Annotated in this window: 21 protein-coding genes; 6 read left to right on the top strand and 15 right to left on the bottom strand. The window is 60.1% G+C overall.

Features of this window, described 5'->3' with window-relative positions:
- The first annotated feature begins 57 nt into the window (after positions 1–57).
- The 4 genes from OC71_RS14015 to coq7 all read left to right on the top strand — a co-directional run bounded on the left by OC71_RS14015 (position 58) and on the right by coq7 (position 3121).
- Complete coding sequence (locus OC71_RS14015) at positions 58–1005, top strand: DUF805 domain-containing protein (RefSeq protein ID WP_041070139.1); 948 nt, start codon at positions 58–60, stop codon at positions 1003–1005.
- 61 nt (positions 1006–1066) lie between these two features.
- Entirely contained in the window at positions 1067–1855 is a 789-nt protein-coding gene (locus OC71_RS14010) for an SDR family oxidoreductase (protein WP_041070136.1), read from the top strand.
- 80 nt (positions 1856–1935) lie between these two features.
- Positions 1936–2274: a histidine triad nucleotide-binding protein gene (locus OC71_RS14005; protein WP_003228789.1), complete on the top strand. Its 339-nt coding sequence runs from the start codon at positions 1936–1938 to the stop codon at positions 2272–2274.
- Positions 2275–2473: 199 nt separating this feature from the next.
- Positions 2474–3121: a 2-polyprenyl-3-methyl-6-methoxy-1,4-benzoquinone monooxygenase gene (gene coq7, locus OC71_RS14000; protein ID WP_041070133.1), complete on the top strand. Its 648-nt coding sequence runs from the start codon at positions 2474–2476 to the stop codon at positions 3119–3121.
- Between the two features lie 116 nt (positions 3122–3237).
- Here coq7 and speD read toward each other — a convergent pair whose 3' ends face one another.
- Together speD and OC71_RS13990 are read right to left on the bottom strand one after the other, a co-directional pair.
- Entirely contained in the window at positions 3238–4032 is a 795-nt protein-coding gene (speD, locus tag OC71_RS13995; RefSeq protein ID WP_027610737.1) for an adenosylmethionine decarboxylase, read from the bottom strand.
- A 237-nt stretch (positions 4033–4269) separates the two neighbouring features.
- Positions 4270–4692, bottom strand: a complete 423-nt coding sequence (locus OC71_RS13990; RefSeq protein WP_016772921.1) for an OsmC family protein — start codon at positions 4690–4692, stop codon at positions 4270–4272.
- A gap of 239 nt (positions 4693–4931) precedes the next feature.
- Here OC71_RS13990 and crp point away from each other — a divergent pair, with 239 nt between their 5' ends.
- Positions 4932–5576, top strand: coding sequence for a cAMP-activated global transcriptional regulator CRP (crp, locus tag OC71_RS13985; RefSeq protein ID WP_007966430.1), 645 nt, complete (start codon positions 4932–4934; stop codon positions 5574–5576).
- Positions 5577–5586: 10 nt separating this feature from the next.
- On the opposite strand, the gene OC71_RS13980 is transcribed toward crp, so the two are convergent.
- From OC71_RS13980 to OC71_RS13965, 4 genes are all read right to left on the bottom strand, one after another.
- Positions 5587–6288 carry a lipoate--protein ligase family protein gene (locus tag OC71_RS13980; RefSeq protein ID WP_041070126.1) on the bottom strand — a complete coding sequence of 234 codons (702 nt, stop codon included), beginning with the start codon at positions 6286–6288 and terminating at the stop codon, positions 5587–5589.
- A gap of 125 nt (positions 6289–6413) precedes the next feature.
- On the bottom strand, positions 6414–7250 hold the full coding sequence (gene trpC / locus OC71_RS13975; protein WP_041070123.1) for an indole-3-glycerol phosphate synthase TrpC: 837 nt from the start codon (positions 7248–7250) through the stop codon (positions 6414–6416).
- Entirely contained in the window at positions 7247–8296 is a 1050-nt protein-coding gene (gene trpD / locus OC71_RS13970; RefSeq protein WP_041070120.1) for an anthranilate phosphoribosyltransferase, read from the bottom strand. Before trpD ends, trpC begins: the two co-directional genes overlap by 4 nt.
- Before the next feature lie 8 nt (positions 8297–8304).
- A complete protein-coding gene (locus tag OC71_RS13965; RefSeq protein ID WP_041070117.1) occupies positions 8305–8898 on the bottom strand; it encodes an aminodeoxychorismate/anthranilate synthase component II in 594 nt (197 codons plus the stop codon).
- A gap of 407 nt (positions 8899–9305) precedes the next feature.
- Between OC71_RS13965 and estP the strand changes: the two genes are divergently transcribed.
- Positions 9306–11216: an esterase EstP gene (estP, locus tag OC71_RS13960; protein WP_041070114.1), complete on the top strand. Its 1911-nt coding sequence runs from the start codon at positions 9306–9308 to the stop codon at positions 11214–11216.
- 217 nt (positions 11217–11433) lie between these two features.
- Here estP and trpE read toward each other — a convergent pair whose 3' ends face one another.
- The 9 genes from trpE to OC71_RS13915 all read right to left on the bottom strand — a co-directional run bounded on the left by trpE (position 11434) and on the right by OC71_RS13915 (position 21375).
- Complete coding sequence (gene trpE, locus OC71_RS13955; RefSeq protein ID WP_041070110.1) at positions 11434–12915, bottom strand: anthranilate synthase component I; 1482 nt, start codon at positions 12913–12915, stop codon at positions 11434–11436.
- 71 nt (positions 12916–12986) lie between these two features.
- Complete coding sequence (locus OC71_RS13950; RefSeq protein WP_041070107.1) at positions 12987–13805, bottom strand: phosphoglycolate phosphatase; 819 nt, start codon at positions 13803–13805, stop codon at positions 12987–12989.
- Complete coding sequence (gene rpe, locus OC71_RS13945) at positions 13802–14476, bottom strand: ribulose-phosphate 3-epimerase (RefSeq protein WP_003228808.1); 675 nt, start codon at positions 14474–14476, stop codon at positions 13802–13804. The genes OC71_RS13950 and rpe overlap by 4 nt, the downstream gene beginning before the upstream one ends.
- Positions 14477–14556: 80 nt before the next feature.
- Positions 14557–15705: an iron-containing alcohol dehydrogenase gene (locus OC71_RS13940; RefSeq protein ID WP_041070104.1), complete on the bottom strand. Its 1149-nt coding sequence runs from the start codon at positions 15703–15705 to the stop codon at positions 14557–14559.
- Between the two features lie 219 nt (positions 15706–15924).
- Complete coding sequence (locus OC71_RS13935) at positions 15925–16749, bottom strand: ABC transporter permease (RefSeq protein WP_041070101.1); 825 nt, start codon at positions 16747–16749, stop codon at positions 15925–15927.
- Between the two features lie 12 nt (positions 16750–16761).
- Positions 16762–18009 (bottom strand): ABC transporter permease, encoded by a 1248-nt coding sequence (locus OC71_RS13930; RefSeq protein ID WP_041070099.1) that lies wholly within the window; start codon positions 18007–18009, stop codon positions 16762–16764.
- Between the two features lie 178 nt (positions 18010–18187).
- Positions 18188–19231, bottom strand: coding sequence for an ABC transporter substrate-binding protein (locus OC71_RS13925; protein ID WP_041070096.1), 1044 nt, complete (start codon positions 19229–19231; stop codon positions 18188–18190).
- Positions 19232–19280: 49 nt separating this feature from the next.
- Entirely contained in the window at positions 19281–20405 is a 1125-nt protein-coding gene (locus OC71_RS13920; RefSeq protein ID WP_041070094.1) for an ABC transporter ATP-binding protein, read from the bottom strand.
- Positions 20406–20745: 340 nt separating this feature from the next.
- Entirely contained in the window at positions 20746–21375 is a 630-nt protein-coding gene (locus OC71_RS13915; RefSeq protein ID WP_003228820.1) for a response regulator transcription factor, read from the bottom strand.
- Positions 21376–21422 lie beyond the last annotated feature (47 nt).

The following is a 21422-nucleotide window of genomic DNA, read 5'->3' as shown; positions in this document are numbered from 1 at the left end:
GTGACTGGCCTTACACTTGCTGACCTTCAATTCATTCGCGACAAGGATGCCTCGGCCATGAGCGAACCTCGCTACAAGATCGTTTTCGACGGTGCTCTACAGCCCGGTGTCGATCTCACCACCGCCAAGCTCAATCTGGCGGCCCTGTTCAAAAGCGATGTTGCCGCCATCGAGCGCCTGTTCAACGGCAGCACCGTCGCCCTCAAACGCGACCTGACCCACAGCGATGCGCAGACCTATCTGCAAGCACTGAGCAAGACCGGGATCGATGCGCGGATCGAAAGCGAAACGGCGATTGAACTGAGTCTTGCGGACGTGCATGAGCAACCGGCGACCTTCAACGAACCCGCATCACCTTATGCGCCCCCTCGGGCCAACGTCGGCGAAAACCTGCCAGCATTCGCCGCCCTCAAGCCCTTCAGTGTCGAAGGCCGGATCGGTCGCCTGCGCTTTTTGGCCTGGACGATGGTGCTGAGCCTGGTGACTCTGCCGATCGTGGCGATATTCGCGTTTATCGGGCTCGGACTGGTCAGCGGCGACTCAACCACCGGCCTGATCATCGGCGGGATACTCGCGTTCTTCCTGTTCCTCGGCTTCATCATTGTCAGCATTCTGTTCAGCGTGCAGCGCCTGCACGACATCGGCTGGTCCGGCTGGCTCTGGCTGCTGAATCTGGTGCCGTTCGTGGGCAGCTTCTTCCCGCTGGTGATCATGGTCGTGCCGGGCAACACCGGGGCCAACCGCTACGGGCCGCCGCCACCGCCCAACAGTACTGCGGTCAAAGTGCTGTGCTCGTTGTGGATCGTGTTCTTCGCCCTGGTATTTGCCGGCGGCATGCTCGGCGGTATTTCGGCCATTCAGCAAGAATATGAAACCAACCTTGAGAGCAGCTATGAAAGCGGCTCGGTCACCACCGATGAAGTCGAGGTCGAAACTGAACCTGCGAATTCCGTGGACGATGCAGCCGAAGCGGCCCCGGCCCCTGTAGACTCTGCGAAAGAATGAACAACGCTCTCCGCCGTGACACCTGCGTCGCTGGCGTGGAGCTGTTGCGATGGAGAATTGCATGACCCGTTACGCTCTGATCACTGGCGCCTCCAGCGGCATCGGCCTGGCCATGGCCGAAGCGCTGGCCCGACGTGGCCGCAGCCTGATTCTGGTGGCTCGCCAGCGTGATCAGCTGGAAAGTATCGCGATCGAACTGACCCAGCGCTTTGGCGTGGAAGTCTTGTTCCGCGCCTGCGATCTGGGCGAGCCATTGCGCTTGTCCGGCTTCCTGCTGGAGCTGGAAGAAGGCGACCGGCAGATCGATCTGCTGGTCAATTGCGCCGGCATCGGTACCTGCGGCCCATTCCTCGCCCAGGACTGGATGACCGAGCAGGACCTGATCGAAGTTAACATCCTCGCCCTCACCCGTCTGTGCCATGCCATCGGCAACAGTATGGCGCTGCAGGGCGGCGGGCAGATCCTCAACGTCGCCTCAGTGGCGGCGTTCAATCCCGGTCCGTGGATGAGCACTTACTACGCCAGCAAGGCTTACGTTCTGCACTTCTCCGAAGCGCTGCGGGTTGAACTGAAACAGAGCGCGGTCAAAGTCTCGGTACTTTGCCCCGGCCCGACCCGCACCGCATTCTTCCGCACCGCGCAGCTCAACAGCGACAAACTCAAGGACAGCAAACTGCTGATGAGCCCCGAGGAAGTCGCGCTGTACACCGTGCGTGCGCTGGAGAAAAACCGCGCAATCATTATCCCGGGACGACGCAACCGCTGGCTGGCCTTCCTGCCACGCCTCGGCTCGCGCTGGCTCAATCGCACCCTCGTCGGCATGGTCAACAAGGCTTACTGCCCGCGCTGAACTGTCCTACGGCAAAACACTGGGCGGGGTCATTTCCCATGAGTACACTCAGGCCAGCCCCCACAACGGAGAAAACAGCAGTGGATACTCTGTTCACCAAGATCATCAACCGGGAGATCCCGGCCAAGATCATTTACGAGGACGACCAGGTTCTGGCGTTCCACGACATCGCCCCTCAGGCACCGGTGCATTTTCTGGTGATCCCGAAGAAACCGGTGCGCACCCTCAACGACCTGACCGAAGACGACAAGGCACTGGCCGGGCACATTCTGTTCACGGCCCAGCGTCTGGCGCTGGAGCTGGGCTGCGAGGAAGGCTTCCGGGTGGTGATGAACTGCAATGAAAAAGGTGGGCAGACCGTCTATCACATTCATATGCACGTACTCGGTCAGCGTCAGATGAACTGGCCGCCGGGCTGATACCAGCAAACCTGTGCAGGAGCTGCCGAAGGCTGCGGTCTTTTGATCTTCAAGTATCAAAAACAAGAACAAAAGATCGCAGCCTTCGGCAGCTCCTACATAAAGCAAAAAGCCCATCCAGTGTGACTGATGACCCAGCGCAAACCTTCCCCGGCCGATTCGGTTAAACTGGCGGTCGAGATTTTTCCCGGAGGTCAGCATGACTACCCAACGTCACTACTCGCCGATTGACCGTCTACTGCTGCAAGCCGATGCCGCGATGCGTACCCTGCTGCCTTTCAGTGGTCAGCCGTACCGTCCATCGCCAGCGATTGTGCAGCCGGAAGTGCAGATGAGCGATGAAGACACTCGCCACGTCGCCGGCCTGATGCGCATCAACCACACTGGTGAAGTGTGCGCCCAAGCGCTGTACCAAGGTCAGGCGCTGACCGCCAAGTTGCCGCAGGTGCGTGCCGCCATGGAGCACGCCGCCGAAGAGGAAATCGACCATCTGGTGTGGTGCGAACAGCGCATCCATCAGCTGGGCAGCCATACCAGCGTGCTCAATCCGCTGTTCTATGGAATGTCGTTCGGCATCGGCGCTGTGGCCGGCCTGATCAGTGACAAGGTCAGTCTCGGTTTCGTCGCAGCCACCGAGCATCAGGTGTGCAAGCACTTGAACGAGCACCTGGAGCAATTGCCGGCAGAAGACGAGAAGTCCCGGGCAATCTTGCAGCAGATGCGCATTGATGAAGAACATCATGCGGAGAGTGCACTGGATGCGGGTGGTTTCCGTTTTCCGGCACCGGTGAAGTTCGGGATGAGTCTGCTGGCGAAGGTGATGACCAAGAGTACCTACAGGATCTGACTTCAGTATTGTCTGGCAGGGCCCCTTCGCGAGCAAGCTCGCTCCCACAGGGTTCTGTTTCGGCAATAAAAAAGGCGACTACCGCACGGTAGTCGCCTTTTTTGTGCCCGGGAATCTTACGCTGGCATGTTGCGCGCGTAGAAGATTTCCAGCATTTCGTGTTTCACACGCTCGGTCACCTGAGCACGCTGCTCGGAGGACAGGTTGCTGGTGGCGTCGCCGAACAGGTAGTTGTCCAGTTCGAAGTTCTTCAGCAGCATTTTGGTGTGGAACAGGTTTTCCTGGTACACGTTCACGTCGGTCATCTGGTACGCGTCGCGGGTGTCTTCGGAAAGGTAGTTCTGGATCGAGTTGATCTCGTGGTCGATGAAGTGCTTGTTGCCTTCAACGTCACGGGTGAAACCGCGCACACGGTAATCCACAGTCACGATGTCCGAATCGAACTGGTGAATGAGGAAGTTGAGCGCTTTAAGCGGTGAAATGACACCACAGGTCGACACATCAATGTCCACACGGAACGTCGCGATACCGGCGTCCGGATGGATTTCCGGATAGGTATGCACCGTGATGTGGCTCTTGTCGAGGTGGGCAAGGATGATTTCGGGCAATGGACCCGGGGACTCTTCGATCTGGCTGTCAGTCGGGGTCACCGGCTCTTCCGAGATCAGAATCGTGACGCTGGCACCCTGAGGCTCATAGTTCTGACTGGCGATGTTCAGAATGTTGGCACCAATGATTTCGACAACTTCCGTGAGGATCTGCGTCAGACGTTCGGCGTTGTACTCTTGATTGATGTACTCGACGTAAGCCTGCTGGTCTTGCGGGGTTTCCGCGTAGCAGATGTCATAGATGTTGAAGCTCAAGGTCTTTGTCAGGTTATTGAACCCGTGGAGCTTGAGTTTGCTTTTCACCGTTAAAAACTCTCTATGTATGCGGCGCAGCCGCGTGATCAAGCATGCCCGTCAAGTGCGAACAACGCACCTGCGTAGGACGGTTAACACCTCTTCGCGATGGCGATTTTGGTTATCTGTTCAGGCGGATGACCCGTCGACTGACCGATCACTGCCCTGAAAAAAGTGGCGCATTATGCAGACGTCAGCGAGGGATCGCCAGAGTCTGCACTGCTTTTATGATAGTTGAATGTCGGTTCAACCGAGTTCGACGATTTCATAATCGTGAGTGATCGCCACGCCGGCCGCGCCGAGCATGATCGAGGCCGAGCAATATTTCTCGGCAGACAGTTCGATGGCGCGTTTGACCTGGGCTTCTTTCAGGCCCCGGCCCTTGACCACGAAGTGCATGTGGATCTTGGTGAACACCTTCGGGTCTTCGGTCGCGCGCTCGGCGTCGAGGAACGCTTCGCAGCTTTCAACCGCCTGACGCGATTTCTTCAGGATGCTCACCACGTCGAAGTTGCTGCAACCGCCAACGCCCAGCAGGAGCATTTCCATCGGGCGAACACCCAGATTACGACCACCGGCGTCGGGCGGACCGTCCATCACCACGACATGACCGCTACCGGATTCGCCGAGGAACATGGCTTCGCCAGCCCATTGGATGCGTGCCTTCATCGCCAAGACTCCACTGTAGAAAAAAGGGTCGCCAGCTTAGCACAGGCCTTTGCTCTGACAGCGACCGGCGTTCCAGGGAAGGATGCCTAAGCTGCGTAGGTAATTTCTCGAATTTTCGACGAAGTGTCTGGTAAGCTGGCGCCAATTCGCTGGCGCCAATTGTCAGCCTGTGTAGCGACCGCCTTCAGCGCCTCATATAAAAATCAAACATCACCGTGCAGTCTTTTCGGGATACAACCATGGTTGCTATTACCCCCACACCCAAAATCAAAAACCTCGACAAGCTGTTGATGCATTGCCAGCGCCGTCGCCATGCGGCCAAAAGCAACATCATCTGCGCCGGCGATCGCTCGGACACGCTGTACTTCATCATCAAGGGCTCGGTGACGATCCTGATTGAAGATGACGACGGCCGCGAAATGATCATCGCCTACCTCAACGCCGGGGACTTCTTCGGCGAGCTGGGTCTGTTCGAGCAGGCAGGCCAGGAGCAGCAACGCAGCGCCTGGGTGCGGGCCAAGGTTGAATGTGAAATCGCCGAAATCAGTTATGTGAAGTTCCGCGAACTGTCACAGCAGGATCCCGACATTCTTTACGTCCTCAGCGGACAAATCGCACAACGTCTGCGCAATACCACGCGCAAGGTCGGCGATCTGGCGTTTTTCGACGTTACCGGTCGTGTTGCCCGTTGCCTGCTGGAGTTGTGCAAACAGCCTGACGCAATGACTCACCCGGACGGCATGCAGATCAAGGTGACCCGTCAGGAAATCGGGCGGATTGTCGGTTGTTCGCGGGAGATGGTCGGTCGCGTGCTCAAGGATCTTGAAGAACGCAACCTGGTCGATGTGAAAGGCAAGACCATGGTGGTCTTCGGCACCCGCTAAGCGCGCCGAATCAGGCGCTGTAGACCTGCGCCAGCATCCGTCGAAACAACTCATCCAGACGCGCCAAAGCATTTGGCGCGACGAACTTCTCATGCAGGGCAATGTGGCTTTCAGCCCGCACTCGCTGCTCCAGACCGCAAGCTTCGTTGAAACGATTGACCGCCAAGACCATCGACTCGCGCTCGTTATCGATCAACATTGCCCCGTGCACCAATCCCACCGGACGCTGACCGCCCTGACTCTGGCGCCAGCGCTGAGCGGTGCCGACCATCTTGCGGCCGTCGAGATTGACGTTGAAACGACCGTCGCAGAACGCACCGTTGATTTCGCCCAACGACGATGTGCCGCCCAACTCATCCAGCAACTCACAAATTGGATCGCACAGACGCCGATAGCCAGTTTCGATGCGATTCAGATCGCCCTCGCTGCGGGGCGGGGCGTAGACCAGTGCGATGTTGATCGTTGAGGAGGACTGCGGGACCGGTTCACCGCCGGTTTCCCGCAGCAAAACTGGCCAACCGGCTGCAGCGGAGACTTCGCAGGCGTGATCAAAACCGGGCAGACGATTGAGGCGGCGCGGCATGACCAGGGCGTTGTCACTGGGTTGCCAGAACAGCAGACCAAATTCGGCGTCGCCGGCGCAGACGGAACCGAGCAAGTCTTGTTCGGCTTGCAGGCCGGCCTCGATGGTCAGGAAGGTGGGCAGCGACATGGAGGGCTCCGGCAGATCTGGAATCTTTAGGGATTTTGAGGGCCTCTTCGCGAGCAGGCTCGCTCCCACAGGGGAAATGCATTCCAATGTGGGAGCGAGCCTGCTCGCGAATGAGGTCGACTCGGTCAGTCGAGGGTCGAACCACTGACCGGTACGCCGCGTTCCGGGAAGAACAGGCGTTGCAGTTCGGTGCCCGGGCTTTCCGCGCGCATGAACGCTTCGCCCACCAGAAAGGCATACACATCGCTGATTTCCATCAGCTCGACATCGGCACGGTTAAGGATGCCACTCTCGGTAATCACCAGTCGGTCGCGCGGAATGCGCGGCAGCAGGTCGAGGGTGGTTTCCAGGCTGACGTCGAACGTGTGCAGGTTGCGGTTATTGACCCCGACCAGTGGTGTGTCGAGGGTTTTCAGTGCGCGCTCCAGCTCATCGCCGTCGTGCACTTCCACCAGCACATCGAGACCGACACCTTTGGCCACCGAGGCCAGCTCGGCCATTTTCACGTCGTCCAATGCGGAGACGATCAACAGCACGCAATCGGCGCCCAGCGCACGGGCTTCGACGATCTGGTACGGATCGATCATGAAGTCTTTGCGGATCACCGGCAATTTGCACGCGGCGCGGGCCTGTTGCAGGTAGATATCAGCGCCCTGGAAGTAGTCGATATCAGTCAGCACCGAAAGACAGGTCGCCCCGCCCTTCTCGTAGCTCTTGGCGATATCGGCAGGCACGAAGTTCTCGCGGATCACGCCTTTGCTCGGCGAAGCCTTCTTGATTTCGGCGATCACCGCCGGTTGCTTCTTCTTGGCCTGCGCCAGCAATGCCTGGGCAAAACCACGGGGTGCATCGGCCGCCTTGGCCAGACTTTCCAGCTCGCTCAGGCTGACGCGAGCGCTGCGCTCGGCGACTTCCTGGACTTTGCGCGCCAGAATGTTTTCCAGAACCGTCGGTACACTCATCCCTCATTCTCCACTTTGAATACCGCGGTAAAGGCACCCAACTCCTCGAGTTTTTCCCGAGCGAGACCGGTGTGCAGGGCGTCGTGCGCGAGCGCCACGCCTTCTTTGAGACTGGTCGCCAGGTCGGCGGCATACAGCGCCGCACCGGCATTGAGCACGATCATTTCAGCCGCTTTCTGGCCACTTTCGGTTTTGCGTTTGCCCAACGCATCACGGATCAACGCCAGCGATGCTTCCGGACCTTCGACCGACAGACCGTGCAAACTCTGGCTCTTCATGCCGAGATCTTCCGGCTCGACCCAATATTCAGTGATCTCGTTGTTCTTCAGCTCAGCGACGAAGGTCGGCGCGGCAAGACTGAACTCGTCCAGACCGTCCTTCGAATGCACTACCAGCACATGTTTGCTGCCCAAGCGCTGCAAGACTTCGGCCAATGGCCGGCACAACGCGGGCGTAAACACGCCCACCACCTGATGTTTGACACCGGCCGGATTCGTAAGCGGGCCGAGCATGTTGAACAGCGTACGCAGGCCGAGATCGCGACGCGGGCCAGCGGCGTACTTCATGGCTTTGTGATGAGTCTGGGCAAACATGAAACCGATGCCGACGTTGTCGATGCAACGGGCAACCTGCACCGGGGTCAGGTTCAGGTAGATGCCGGCTGCTTCGAGCAAGTCGGCGCTGCCGCTCTTGCCCGATACCGCGCGGTTGCCGTGCTTGGCCACGGTACAACCGGCTGCCGCGACAACGAACGCCGAAGCAGTCGACACGTTGAAGATGTTGGCACCGTCACCGCCGGTGCCGACGACATCGACCACGCCGTCGAGGGTCTTGAGTTCGACCTGGTCGGCTAGCTCACGCATCACCGACACGGCACCGACGATTTCATCGATGCTCTCGCTCTTCATGCGCATGGCCATCATGAATGCGCCGATCTGCGCCTCGGTGCATTGACCGGTCATGATTTCGCGCATCACGTCACGCATTTCTTCGGTGCTGAGGTCGAGGTGTTCGACGATACGGCTCAGGGCTGTCTTGATATTCATGGGAGTCCTTAGCGCGTGCCGCCGGTTTGTTTGAGGAAGTTGGCAAACAGTTCATGACCCTGCTCGGTGAGGATCGACTCGGGGTGGAACTGTACGCCCTCAATGTTCAGGGTCTTGTGCCGCAGGCCCATGATTTCGTCGACTGAACCATCATCGTGCTGCGTCCACGCGGTCAGCTCAAGGCACTCGGGCAAAGTATCGTGCTTGACGATCAGCGAGTGGTAGCGGGTAACCGTCAGCGGATGATTCAGACCGGCGAAAACGCCCTTGTCCTCATGGAATACCGGGCTAGTCTTACCGTGCATCACCTGACGGGCACGCACCACATCGCCGCCGAACGCTTGGCCAATCGATTGATGGCCGAGGCACACGCCGAGGATTGGCAGTTTGCCGGCGAAGTATTTGATGGCTTCGATGGAGATGCCGGCTTCGGTCGGCGTGCACGGACCTGGCGAGACCACGATGCGCTCGGGGTTGAGCGCTTCGATTTCGGCGACGGTCAGTTCGTCGTTGCGCACCACTTTGACCTCGGCACCCAGCTCGCCGAGGTATTGCACAACGTTGTAAGTAAAGGAGTCGTAGTTGTCGATCATCAGCAACATGGCGTTTCGAACCTCTTGAATTCTGACTTGAAGACAGCCTTCAGATGACTTGCCCGCAGGGCGCTGCACGATGTCGGACGCACAGAGAGCGTCGGCACAGCGGCATTTCAAACGGGTAAGGAAGGCAAAGCGATACAGATCCGGCCGGGCCGGCAGAAAAGATTCAGGCGCGCCAACGCCAACGGGCGTGTGCCTTGATGACTTGATCCAGAAGTTTGCAGACGATCAACACGGGGAAGGTCTCGTTCATACGTTCCGGCACAGTAACTTAGCTGGGCAGAGCGTGCAATATGGCGGGGCTGACGGGGGACAAAACTATGGGAGGCTTCGCGACCGATGGCAAAATGCCGGGAGTTTTTGGTACTGTCGTTTCGTTCACCTACAACAATAAATAAACGGACTTGCTCATGATCAAACAGACGTTGTTTGTACCGCTCGCCGGTTGCCTGCTCGCCATGGCTTGCGCCCAGGCCTACGCAGCACCCGCGCCCTATTCGAACTTCATCGTGTTCGGCGACAGCCTGAACGATGCCGGGACCTTCAGGGACACCGGCGGCCCGGCCGGCGCCACGCAGCGCTACACCAACCGCACCGGCCCATTGTACAAGGATGGCACAGGGGAAAACCGCGACCTCAACGCCACCCAGATCATTGGCGGCAAACTGGGTTTCAGCCCCGATCAGACCGCCTCCTCGTCCTCGGCCGTGCGGGCCGGTGAAGGTCTGGCCGATGGCAACAACTGGGCGGTGGGTGGTTACCGTACCGACCAGATCCTCGACTCGATCACCACCCAGTCCGCCACCGGTGAACGCACGCGCAGCGGTTATCTGCCGTCGAATGGCTTCCGCGCTGATCCGAACGCGCTGTATTACCTGTCCGGGGGCGGCAACGACTTCCTTCAGGGCCGCGTGCTCAGCCTCGATCAGGCCAGCTCGGCGGCTGACCGACTGGCCGACAGCGTGCGCACGCTGCAAGGTGCCGGCGCCAAATACATCATGGTCTGGCTGTTGCCAGACATCGGCCTGACCCCGGCGATCAACGGCTCGCCGCTGCAGAGCTTCACCTCGCAGCTCAGTGCCCAATTCAACACCGAACTGGTCAGCCAGTTGCAGGGCATCAACGCCGAAATCATTCCACTGAACATTCCGGTGCTGCTCAAAGAAGCGTTCGCCAACCCGGCGCAGTTCGGCCTCGCGACCGACCAGAACCTGACGGCCACCTGCTTCAGCGGCAACAGTTGCACCGAGAACGCCCGATACGGCATCAATAGCGCCACACCGGATCCGACCAAGCTGATCTACAACGATTCGGTGCACCCGACCGAAGCCGGCCAGCGCCTGATTGCCGACTACGCCTACTCGCTGCTGGCCGCCCCGTGGGAACTGACCCTGCTGCCGGAAATGGCCCAGGGTTCGTTACGCGCGCATCAGGATGAACTGCGCAATCAATGGCTGGCCGACTGGGAAAACTGGCAAGCCGTGGGCCAATGGCGGGCGATTGTCGCCGGTGGCGGACAGCATCAGGACTTCGACGGCCAGCACAGCGCCGCCAGTGCCGACGGCAACGGCTACAACCTGAACATCGGCGGCAGCTATCGCGTCAACGACGCCTGGCGTGTCGGATTGGCCGCCGGTTTCTATAACCAGAAACTCGAGGCCGGCGACGCCGATTCGGAATACAAACTCAACTCTTACATGGGCACCGCGTTCGCCCAGTATCAACAAAACCGCTGGTGGGGCGATCTGGCGATGACCGCCGGCAAGCTCGACTACGACAGCCTCAAGCGTAAATTCCAGCTCGGGGTCAACGAGCGCGGGGAGAAAGGCGATACCGATGGCTACGTGCTGGCGATCAGCGGTCGCATCGGCTACGACATCGCGCAGCAGGCCAGCAGTCCGTGGCACCTGTCGCCGTTCGTCAGCGCCGACTTTGGCAAGGTCGAGGTCGACGGTTACTCGGAAAAAGGTGCGGACTCAACGGCGCTGACCTTCGATGACCAGTCGCGCAACTCGCGGCGTCTGGGCCTTGGTATTCAGGGCAAGTACCAGATCACGGCGCAGACCGAAGTGTTCGGCGAGTTCGCTCACGAACGTGAGTACAACGACGATCGCCAGGATCTGACCATCAACCTCAACAGCTTGCCGAACAATCGCTTCACGCTCGAAGGCTACGAGCCGCAGACCAACCTCAATCGCCTGAACCTGGGCGTGAGCCACAAGCTCACGCAGGATTTGGCGTTGCGCGCCAGCTACAACGTGCGCAAGGATGATGACTTTACCCAGCAAGGGGTGAACGTCGGGGTCAGTCTCGACTTCTGAGGCGGGAAAGCAAAAGATCGCAGGCTGCGCCAGCTCCTACAGGGTTAGCGCAGGCATAAAAAACGCGGCGTCCTGATGGGCGCCGCGTTTTTTTATGGCTGAACACAAAGTCCATTTGGGAGCGAGCCTGCTCGCGAAGCGGAGTATCAGCCAACATCTATAGCGACTGGCACGCCCACTTCGCGAGCAGGCTCGCTCCCACAGGAGACAATGTGGATCAGGCGTCCGGAGTCTGCTCGGCCAGGGCCACGGCACGGAACATCGCGCGGCGCTTGTTCAGGGTTTCTTCCCATTCCAGCGCCGGCACCGAGTCGGCCACGATGCCGCCACCGGCCTGCACGTGCAGTTCGCCGTTCTTGATCACCGCGGTACGAATCGCAATCGCGGTGTCCATGTTGCCGTTCCAGGCGAAGTAACCGACCGCACCGCCATACACGCCACGCTTGACCGGCTCCAGTTCGTCGATGATTTCCATCGCACGGATCTTCGGTGCGCCAGACAAGGTGCCCGCCGGCAGAATCGCCCGCAGCGCGTCCATCGCGGTCAGCCCGGCCTTCAACTGGCCGGTGACGTTGGAGACGATGTGCATCACGTTGGAATAACGTTCGATGACCATTTTCTCGGTGAGCTTCACCGATCCGATTTCCGAGACACGACCGGTGTCGTTACGACCGAGGTCGATCAGCATCAAGTGCTCGGCGATCTCCTTGTCGTCCGACAGCAGATCCTCTTCCAGCGCCAGATCCGCTTCTTCGGTGGCTCCGCGTGGACGAGTGCCGGCAATCGGGCGCACGGTGATCAGGTTGTCTTCGACCCGCACCAGCACTTCCGGCGAACTGCCGACGACGTGGAAGTCGCCGAAGTTGAAGAAGTACATGTACGGCGTCGGGTTGAAGCAACGCAGCGCACGATACAGATCGATCGGCGCCGCCTTGAAGTCGATCGACATGCGCTGCGACGGCACCACTTGCATGCAATCGCCAGCGAGGATGTATTCCTTGATGGTGTCGACGGCTTTTTCGTAGTCGCTCTGGGTGAAACTGGAGCGGAACAGCGGATCAGCCGCTTGTTGCTTGCTGAAATCCAGGCCACGGCGCGGGGTGATCGGCTGGCGCAGTTTCTCCAGCAGTGCCTGCAATTGCGCCTGACCCTGCTCGTAAGCATCGGCGTGCGCCGGGTCGGCGAGGACAATCGCGTGCATCTTGCCGGCGAGGTTGTCGAACACCACCACCGCATCGGACACCATCAGCAGAATGTCCGGCACGCCCAGTGGATCAGGGTTCGGGCATTTGCCCAGACGCTTCTCGACATAGCGCACGCAGTCATAACCGAAATAACCGACCAGGCCACCGTTGAAACGCGGCAGACCGGCAATGGTCGGCACGTTGTAGCGGGCCTTGAAGGTTTCGACGAAGGCCAGCGGGTCTTCAACGTCATGGCTTTCGGTCTCGACGCCATCGACGGTGATGCTTACGTGATGGTCGTGCACCCGCAGTACGGTGCGGCACGGCAGGCCGATGATCGAGTAACGGCCCCATTTCTCGCCGCCCTGCACCGATTCGAGCAGGTAGGAGTTGGGTTGGTCGGCCAGTTTCAGGTAGATCGACAGCGGGGTGTCGAAGTCGGCCAGGGTTTCGCAGGCCAACGGAATGCGGTTGTAGCCATCAGCGGCCAGGCGCAGGAATTCTTCGCGGATCATGGGGTGCCTCGTGGTGTGAGGGGCAAATCAGTCAGGTGTGCAAACGCGCCGGCAAACCGGCCAGGCATCAGTCAGGCGCGCCAACGCCAGCGGGCCAGGGCCTTGATGACTTTCATCCAGAGTTTGCGGGTGACCACCACGATGGCGTTTCCAGAATGGGATTGAGAAGCGTCGGGCAACGTTATCTCAGCGGCTGTACCGAGGCAACCGGGAATTAGCTTGCGCAGATCGTCGATCACCAGTGCCGGGGATTCCTCGGCAATCGGTCGACCGTGGTTGTAGCCGTAGCTCAGCGCCACGCACTTGACCCCCGCCGCTTTCGCCGCCAGCACGTCGCTGCGCGAATCGCCGACGAACAGCGATTGCGAGGCAGGAATGTTGGCCATCTTCATCACGAAGAACAGCGCGGCCGGGTCGGGTTTCTTTTGCGGCAGGGTGTCGCCGCCGATGATCCACTTGAAGTAGCGGCCGATCTTCATCTGATCCAGCAGCGGCGCGACAAAACGCTCCGGCTTGTTGGTGATCAATGCCATGGCCACGCCCTGTTTGTGCAGCCATTTGAGAGTGTCGCGCACGCCGGGATAGACCACGGTCAACTCGTGGCTCGTGCCATAGGCTTCCATGAATACTTCCAGCGCGTGCTCGGCCTCGACGTCATCCACCGCCGAATGATCGATGCCACCGGCCAGCGCCCGGCGCACCAGCACCGGTGCGCCATTGCCGACCCACTCGCGTACCGCCTCGATACCGGCAGGCTTGCGGCCGAGGGAGAGCAGCATGGTGTCCACCGCCGCCGCCAGGTCGGGAACCGAGTCGATCAACGTGCCATCCAGATCGAACATCACCAACCGTGGCAGTTGCCCCGGGAACAGCTGCTCAAAACCGCTCATGGGCGCGCCAGCGCCAGTTCGGAACGCATCTTGTCGATGACTTCCTGATAGTTCGGCGCATTGAAGATCGCCGAGCCGGCCACAAAGGTGTCAGCGCCAGCGGCCGCGATTTCGCGGATGTTGTTGACGTTGACCCCGCCGTCGATTTCCAGACGGATATCACGCCCCGAGGCATCGATGATCGCCCGCGCTTCGCGCAGTTTGTCGAGGGTGCCAGGAATGAACTTCTGCCCGCCGAAGCCCGGGTTGACGCTCATCAGCAAGACCATGTCGACCTTGTCGATCACGTACTTGAGCACGTCCAGCGGGGTCGCCGGGTTGAACACCAGGCCGGATTTGCAGCCGCCTTCACGGATCAGTTGCAGCGAACGATCGACGTGCAGCGTGGCTTCCGGGTGGAAGGTGATGTAGGTGGCCCCGGCCTCGATGAAGTCGCCGACGATGCGATCCACCGGGCTGACCATCAGGTGCGCGTCGATCGGCGCGGTGATGCCGTACTTGCGCAATGCGGCGCAGACCATCGGGCCGATGGTCAGGTTCGGCACGTAGTGGTTGTCCATGACATCGAAGTGAACGAAGTCGGCGCCGGCGGCCAGAACGTTGTCCACTTCTTCGCCGAGGCGGGCGAAGTCGGCGGAGAGAATCGACGGAGCAATTACGAAGGGCTGCATGACGCACCTTTTCTGAGCTAAATCACGATGGCGCGCATTGTATACCTCAAGTTTCCGTGCGCGCACCGTGACCGCGATGATCAGTACGCCGCTCGGTAGATCTTCTCGATATCCGCAGCGCTGAGCCTGCGCGGGTTGTTGCGCATCAAACGCTCGATTCCCGCGGCCTCCACGGCCATGGCCGGGATCGCCTCTTGCGGGACGCCAAAACTGCGCAACCCGACAGGAATTTCCACTGACGCGCACAACTCGGTCATCGCCTGCACGGCTTTGTCCGCCGCCTCGGTCGCGCTCAAATGAGCGGTCTTCACCCCCATGGCTTCGGCGATATCCTGCATGCGCTCGACGCAGGCCATCTTGTTCCAGGTCATGACATACGGCAGCAGCAAGGCGTTACTGACGCCGTGGGCGATGTTGAAACGCCCGCCCAGCGGATACGCCAACGCATGCACCGCGCCGACCCCGGCATTGCCGAACGCCATGCCGGCCATCAGGCTGGCGGTGGCCATGTCTTCCCGGGCCTGCAGATTGCTGCCATTGGCGTAGGCCTTGGGCAGGGCTTTGGCAATCAACTTGATAGCGCCGATAGCCAGTGAGTCGGTAATGGGCGAGGCATTGACCGACAGATAGGATTCGATCGCATGCACCAGCGCATCAACACCACTGGCGGCGGTGACACTGCGCGGGCAGGTCAGGGTCATCTGCGGACTGACCAGCGCCACATCCGGCAACAGGTAGTCGCTGACGATGCCTTTCTTCAGTTGCGCGACCTTGTCCGAGAGAATGGCGACGTTGGTCACTTCCGAACCGGTGCCGGCGGTGGTCGGAATGGCGATCAGCGGCGGGCCTTTGCGCGGCACCTGATCGACACCGAACAGGTCTTCCAGCGCGCCGTGGTATCCGGCATACGCCGCCACGCTTTTGGCGATGTCGATGGCACTGCCGCCACCGAGGCCGATCAAACCGTCATGCCCGCCCTCGCGGTACGCGCGCATGCAATCTTCTACGATGGCGATTTCCGGGTCCGGCAGCACCCGATCAAAAATCTCGTACTCGCGCCCGCCCAATTGGCACAGCGCCAGCTCCACAGTGCCGGACTTGACCAGCGCGGCGTCGGTGACAATCAGCGGGTTGTCGATATCCAGCCGCGTGAGTTCCGCCGCCAGTTGCTCGATGGCCCCGGCGCCGGTGATCAGTTTGTGAGCGATTTTGAACTGGGACAGACTCATCGTGCGCAGCCTCTTATAGATGTGGGAGCTGAGCACAAGCGTAGCTGGGGAAACCGGGTTGTCTGCCATTCACCCCATGAATGACAACCACACATAGATTTTCTGTACGCACGAACATTCCTATGTAGGAGCTGCCGAAGGCTGCGATCTTTTGATTTTGATCTTAAAAAGCCAGATCAAAAGATCGCAGCCTTCGGCAGCTCCTACAGGGGATCAGCGTCAGACCTGGGCGGTACGCAGTTTCTCGCTACGGCCACGCAACCATTCCAGGGTCAGCAACAGGATGACGGAGAAGGCGATCAGCAAGGTTGCCGCCGCCGCAATCGTCGGACTGAGGTTCTCGCGAATGCCGCTGAACATCTGCCGAGGCAGCGTCGCTTGCTCGGGGCCGGCGAGGAACAGCGTCACCACCACTTCATCGAACGACGTGGCGAAGGCGAACAGCGCCCCGGAAATCACCCCCGGTGCGATCAACGGCAGAGTCACCCGGCGGAAGGTGGTCAGCGGCGATGCGCCAAGGCTGGCCGCCGCCCGCACCAGATTGTGGTTGAAACCCTGCAACGTCGCCGACACGGTAATGATCACGAACGGCACGCCGAGCACCGCGTGCACCACGATCAGCGAGAAGAAGCTGTTACCCAGCCCCAGCGGCGCGAAGAACAGGTAACTCGCCACACCAATGATCACCACCGGCACCACCATCGGCGAAATCACCAGCGCCATCACCAGCGCCTTGCCGGGGAAATCGCCGCGGGTCAGGCCGATCGCGGCCAGGGTTCCGAAGACCATCGCCAGCACCGTGGCCGCGGGAGCGACGATGATGCTGTTCTTCAACGAACGCATCCATTCCGCCGAGGCGAAGAAGTCCTGATACCAGTGCAGCGAGAAACCTTGCAGCGGATACACCAGGAAACTGCCCGAGTTGAACGACAGCGGCACGATGACCAGCACCGGCAGAATCAGGAACAGCAGGATCAGGCCGCAGAGGATCCGCAAGCTGTAGAACCACACCCGTTCAATGGGCGACATATAAGGACTCAGCATTTCAAATTCCCCTTAGCTCAGGCGCAGGCGACTGGCGCCCACCAGCCAGCTGTAGATCAGATAAAGCACCACGGTCGCCAGCAGCAACAAGCCGCCCAGCGCAGTGGCCATGCCCCAGTTGATGCTGGTGTTGGTGTAAAACGCGACGAAGTAGCTGACCATCTGATCGTTCGGACTGCCGAGCAGCGCCGGGGTGATGTAGTAGCCGATGGCGAGGATGAACACCAACAGACACCCGGCACCGACACCGGCATAGGTCTGCGGAAAATACACCCGCCAGAAACTGGCGAACGGATGGCAGCCCAGCGAAATCGCAGCACGCATGTAGGTTGGCGAGATGCCTTTCATCACGCTGTAGATCGGCAGAATCATGAACGGCAGCAGAATGTGCACCATCGAGATGTAGACCCCGGTGCGGTTGAACACCAGCTCCAGCGGTTTATCGATGATGCCCATGGCCATCAGCGCGCTGTTGATCAGCCCGCCCGACTGCAGCAACACGATCCACGCCGCAACCCGCACCAGAATCGAGGTCCAGAACGGCAGCAACACCAGAATCATCAGCAGGTTGCTCTGCCGCGATGGCAAATTGGCCAGCAGGTAAGCCAATGGATAAGCGAGGAACAGGCAGATCACGGTGATGATCAGGCCCATCCAGAACGTGCGGGCGAAGATGTCAAGGTAGATCGCCTGATCCGGGGTGGCCGGGGCCAGTTCGCCGAGATCGTCGATACGGTGATCGACCGCCGCCAGCAGGTAATACGGGGTGATGCTGCTGGTGTTGCGTTTGACCGCTTGCCAATAGGCCGGATCGCCCCAACGCTCGTCGAGCGCTTCGAGGGCTTCTTTATAGGAGGCCGGTTCGCTGGCGAAGGGCAGCGCCCGGGCGGTTTTGGTCAGCAGGCTGCGATAGCCGGCCAACTCCATGTTCAAGCGCTTGGACAGATCGCCCAGCGTCTGGTTCTTGCGGGCTTCGGCGAGGTCTTCGCCAGCCGCTTTGTACACTGGCTCAGCAGGCAGGCCGCGGCCGTCCCAACTGGCGATGGCCGCCACGGTGCGCGGCATGCCGCCGACCACTTCCGGGTTACCGACGCTTTTATAGAGCAGCGCCACGATCGGCACCAGGAACACCAGCAACAGAAACAGCACCAGCGGCGCAATCAACGCCTGGGCCTTCCAGCGGTTGACCCGCTCGGCGTGCTTGAGCTTCTGCTTCAAGGTGGGGCTGGCGCCCTCGTTCAGGGGAACGGCGATGGCCATGACGTACTCCGCAAATCGATCTTTCTAATTCATGCAACTTGTGGAAATTGGCCGTGTGGCGAGGGAGCTTGCTCCCGCTTGAGTGCGCAGCACTCACAAGTATTTTGGGGCTGCTTCGCAACCCAGCGGGAGCAAGCTCCCTCGCCACAACAGTTCGCTCCCGAAGTTGGAGTTTTGGTTACTTCGCAGCCCAGGAATTGAAGCGCTGCTCCAGTTGCTCGCCGTTGTCAGCCCAGAAGCTGACGTCGATCTGCACCTGGTTGGCGATGTTTTCCGGAGTGGTCGGCATGTCTTTCAGCACGTCCTTGCTCAGCAGTGGGACTGCCTGAGTGTTGGCCGGGCCGTAAGCGATGTTTTCCGAATAGGTCTTTTGCTGTTGCGGCTGGACCGAATAGGCGATGAATTTCTTCGCTGCATCGGCGCGGGTCTTGTCCAGACCTTTCGGGATCGCCCAGGCGTCGAAGTCGTAGATGCCGCCGTTCCACACCACTTTCAGGTTGGATTCTTTCTGCACGGCGGCGATGCGACCGTTGTAGGCCGAGCTCATCACCACATCACCGGAAGCGAGGTACTGCGGTGGCTGGGCGCCTGCTTCCCACCACTGAATGTTCGGTTTCAGCTCATCCAGTTTCTTGAACGCACGATCCTGACCACCCTTGCTCGCCAGTTCTTTGTAGACGTCTTTCGGCGCCACACCGTCGGCCATCAGCGCGAATTCCAGGGTGTACTTGGCGCCTTTGCGCAGGCCGCGTTTGCCCGGGAATTTCTTGGTGTCCCAGAAATCGGCCCAGCTGGTTGGCGCGGTTTTCAGCTTGTCAGCGTTGTACGCGAGCACGGTCGACCAGACGAAGAAGCCCACGCCGCAAGGCTGAATCGCGCCTTTGACGTAATCTTCGGTTTTGCCGAACAACGCCGGGTCGAGTTGTTCGAACATGTCTTCGTCGCAACCACGGGACAGCTCCGGCGATTCAACTTCCACCAGATCCCACGACACACTCTTGGTATCGACCATGGCTTTGACCTTGGCCATTTCGCCGTTGTACTCGCCGGCAACGATCTTGCCGTTACCCGCTGCTTCCCACGGTGCGTAGAAGGCTTTGACTTGCGCCGCCTTGTTCGCCCCGCCAAACGACACCACAGTCAAATCGGGACCGGCGGCCATCGCGCTGGCCGCACCCATCAGGCCCAGGGTCAGGGCGGTGAACTTCAGGGATCTCAACATTTATTGTTCTCTCCACGTGCAGGGTTGGTGTTGGTATTGCGGGGGCGTTTTAGTGCGCCTCTAGAAGTGGGTCGAGCGCGCGAACGTGCTCGACCTGCCAGCCAAGCGGTACCACGTCCCCGACCGCGAGCGCGGGATCGAGCTCGGCAATCGGCTGTTTCACGAAGAAGTCGGTCTTGCCGCAGACTTCCAGGCGCACCCGGACGTGGTCGCCCAGATAGATGAATTCCGCCACCCTCCCTGAGAAGCGGTTGACGCATTGGTCGCTCGAGCCATTGAGGCTGACGCGCTCCGGGCGGATCGACAGGGTCACCGGTTCGCCGGTCTGGCCGACGTTGACCGCCAGCGCCTCGACCTTCTCACCCCGGCCCAGCTCAACCACGCAACGCTCGCCGCTCTGGCTGAGCAGGCGGCCGTTGAGGCGGTTGTTCTCGCCGATGAAGTTGGCGACGAAGGTGTTTTTCGGTTCTTCGTAGAGGGTGCGCGGCGGCGCGATCTGCTGGATTTCGCCCTGATGGAACACGGCGACGCGGTCGGACATGGTCAGCGCTTCACCCTGGTCGTGGGTCACGTAGACCACGGTCACGCCGAGGCGCTGGTGCAGGTGCTTGATCTCCATCTGCATGTGTTCGCGCAATTGCTTGTCGAGCGCGCCCAGCGGTTCGTCCATCAGCACCAGTTGCGGTTCGAACACCAGCGCCCGGGCCAGCGCTACACGCTGCTGCTGACCGCCGGAGAGTTGCGCCGGATAACGTGAGGCGAACGCGTCGAGCTGGACCATGCTCAGGACTTTCTTGACCTTGTCGCTGACGTCGCTCTTGTTCAAGCCGCGCACGGTCAGCGGGAAGGCCAGGTTCTCGGCCACAGTCATGTGCGGGAACAGCGCGTAGTTCTGGAACACCATGCCGATGTCGCGCTTGTGCGGCGGCACGTTGTTGATGGCACGGCCGGCCAGGAGGATTTCGCCAGCGGTCGGCGTTTCGAACCCGGCGAGCATCATCAGGCTGGTGGTCTTGCCCGAGCCGGACGGCCCGAGCAGGGTCAGGAACTCGCCTTTGCGAATGTCCAGGTTGAGGTCTTTGACGATCAGGTTCTCGCCGTCGTAGCTCTTCTGCACTCCACGAAAGCTGACCAGCACGTCACTGGCCCCTGCGCTTGAATCGACCTGGCTCATACCCACACCTTTGTTATTGGTAACTGCTGTGGATTAAGCCTAGTGGCTGGCGCCAGCCGCGCAAATCGGGGCGCAGGAGAGAATCGCCTCAGCGGGATGGAAGGTTGGGGGTAGGGATTGCCCTACAAGGATGGCGCGTTTTGGCAAGCGCAGCGGCAAGCGATGGGCTGCAAGCTGCAAGTAAAGGCTTTAGCGGATTTACAGGCTGTCGCTAATGGGCATGCTGACACTGAACCTGTGGGAGCTGGCTTGCCAGCGATAGCGGTGGGTCAGTCGGCATTGAATTAGCAGACAGTCCGTCATCGCTGGCAAGCCAGCTCCCACAAGTTCTACAGTGTTGCTAAAGGAGTTTGTGTTCCATCGCGTATTTGACCAGTTCGGCCAGCGAGGTGATGTTGAGCTTCTGCATCAGCCGCGCCTTGTGGGTGCTGATGGTCTTGCTGCTCAGCGCCAGTTGCTGGGCGATGTCATTGACGTTGGCGCCCTGGGCCAGGCGTTCGAACACCGAGAATTCGCGCTCGGACAGCAGCGAATGCAACGGTCGCGTGTCGGTCAGGCCGACCTCGAAGACCATCCGGTCGGCCAGCTCCGGGTCAATGTAGCGCCCACCCGCCGCGACCTTGCGAATCGCCGTCAGCAGCAACGCCGGATCACTGTCTTTGGTCGCATAGCCAGCAGCGCCGACCTTCAGCGCGCGGGCGGCCATTTGCGCTTCATCGTGCATCGACAGCACCAGAATCGCCGGTGGATTGTTCAACGCGCGAATCCGCGGGATCGCCTCCAGGCCGTTGACGCCAGGCATAGAGATGTCCAGCAGCACCACCTCGCACGGCACACTGCGCAAGGTTTCGAGGAGCTGCTCGCCATTGCTCGCCTCCCCCACCACTTGCAGGTCCTTGGCCAGGCCGATCAATTGCTTGATGCCTTCCCGGACGATGGTGTGGTCTTCGGCTACCAGTACACGGATCAAATTTTCTCTCCAGATTTCAGGTACACACCAAACCCTGTGGGAGCGAG

Origin of the sequence: Pseudomonas sp. W15Feb9B, assembly GCF_000828175.1 — a bacterium.
Taxonomy (GTDB): Bacteria; Pseudomonadota; Gammaproteobacteria; order Pseudomonadales; family Pseudomonadaceae; genus Aquipseudomonas; species Aquipseudomonas parakoreensis.
The sequence above is the reverse complement of the archived record's forward strand: the minus strand, read 5'-3'. Positions and strand labels throughout refer to the sequence as shown.

What these genes read in the sequence shown, in the direction of transcription:
- OC71_RS13990 (WP_016772921.1), bottom strand. Translation starts at nt 4,692, where the DNA reads ATGAAGGCACGCATCCAATGGGCTGGCGAAGCCATGTTCCTCGGCGAA.
- OC71_RS13925 (WP_041070096.1), bottom strand. Translation starts at nt 19,231, where the DNA reads ATGTTGAGATCCCTGAAGTTCACCGCCCTGACCCTGGGCCTGATGGGT.
- trpE (WP_041070110.1), bottom strand. Translation starts at nt 12,915, where the DNA reads ATGATCCGCGAAGAATTCCTGCGCCTGGCCGCTGATGGCTACAACCGC.
- OC71_RS13920 (WP_041070094.1), bottom strand. Translation starts at nt 20,405, where the DNA reads ATGAGCCAGGTCGATTCAAGCGCAGGGGCCAGTGACGTGCTGGTCAGC.
- OC71_RS13940 (WP_041070104.1), bottom strand. Translation starts at nt 15,705, where the DNA reads ATGAGTCTGTCCCAGTTCAAAATCGCTCACAAACTGATCACCGGCGCC.
- trpC (WP_041070123.1), bottom strand. Translation starts at nt 7,250, where the DNA reads ATGAGTGTACCGACGGTTCTGGAAAACATTCTGGCGCGCAAAGTCCAG.
- OC71_RS13930 (WP_041070099.1), bottom strand. Translation starts at nt 18,009, where the DNA reads ATGGCCATCGCCGTTCCCCTGAACGAGGGCGCCAGCCCCACCTTGAAG.
- crp (WP_007966430.1), top strand. Translation starts at nt 4,932, where the DNA reads ATGGTTGCTATTACCCCCACACCCAAAATCAAAAACCTCGACAAGCTG.
- coq7 (WP_041070133.1), top strand. Translation starts at nt 2,474, where the DNA reads ATGACTACCCAACGTCACTACTCGCCGATTGACCGTCTACTGCTGCAA.
- OC71_RS13980 (WP_041070126.1), bottom strand. Translation starts at nt 6,288, where the DNA reads ATGTCGCTGCCCACCTTCCTGACCATCGAGGCCGGCCTGCAAGCCGAA.
- rpe (WP_003228808.1), bottom strand. Translation starts at nt 14,476, where the DNA reads ATGCAGCCCTTCGTAATTGCTCCGTCGATTCTCTCCGCCGACTTCGCC.
- OC71_RS13935 (WP_041070101.1), bottom strand. Translation starts at nt 16,749, where the DNA reads ATGCTGAGTCCTTATATGTCGCCCATTGAACGGGTGTGGTTCTACAGC.
- OC71_RS13965 (WP_041070117.1), bottom strand. Translation starts at nt 8,898, where the DNA reads ATGTTGCTGATGATCGACAACTACGACTCCTTTACTTACAACGTTGTG.
- OC71_RS13950 (WP_041070107.1), bottom strand. Translation starts at nt 13,805, where the DNA reads ATGAGCGGTTTTGAGCAGCTGTTCCCGGGGCAACTGCCACGGTTGGTG.
- estP (WP_041070114.1), top strand. Translation starts at nt 9,306, where the DNA reads ATGATCAAACAGACGTTGTTTGTACCGCTCGCCGGTTGCCTGCTCGCC.
- OC71_RS14015 (WP_041070139.1), top strand. Translation starts at nt 58, where the DNA reads ATGAGCGAACCTCGCTACAAGATCGTTTTCGACGGTGCTCTACAGCCC.
- trpD (WP_041070120.1), bottom strand. Translation starts at nt 8,296, where the DNA reads ATGAATATCAAGACAGCCCTGAGCCGTATCGTCGAACACCTCGACCTC.
- OC71_RS14010 (WP_041070136.1), top strand. Translation starts at nt 1,067, where the DNA reads ATGACCCGTTACGCTCTGATCACTGGCGCCTCCAGCGGCATCGGCCTG.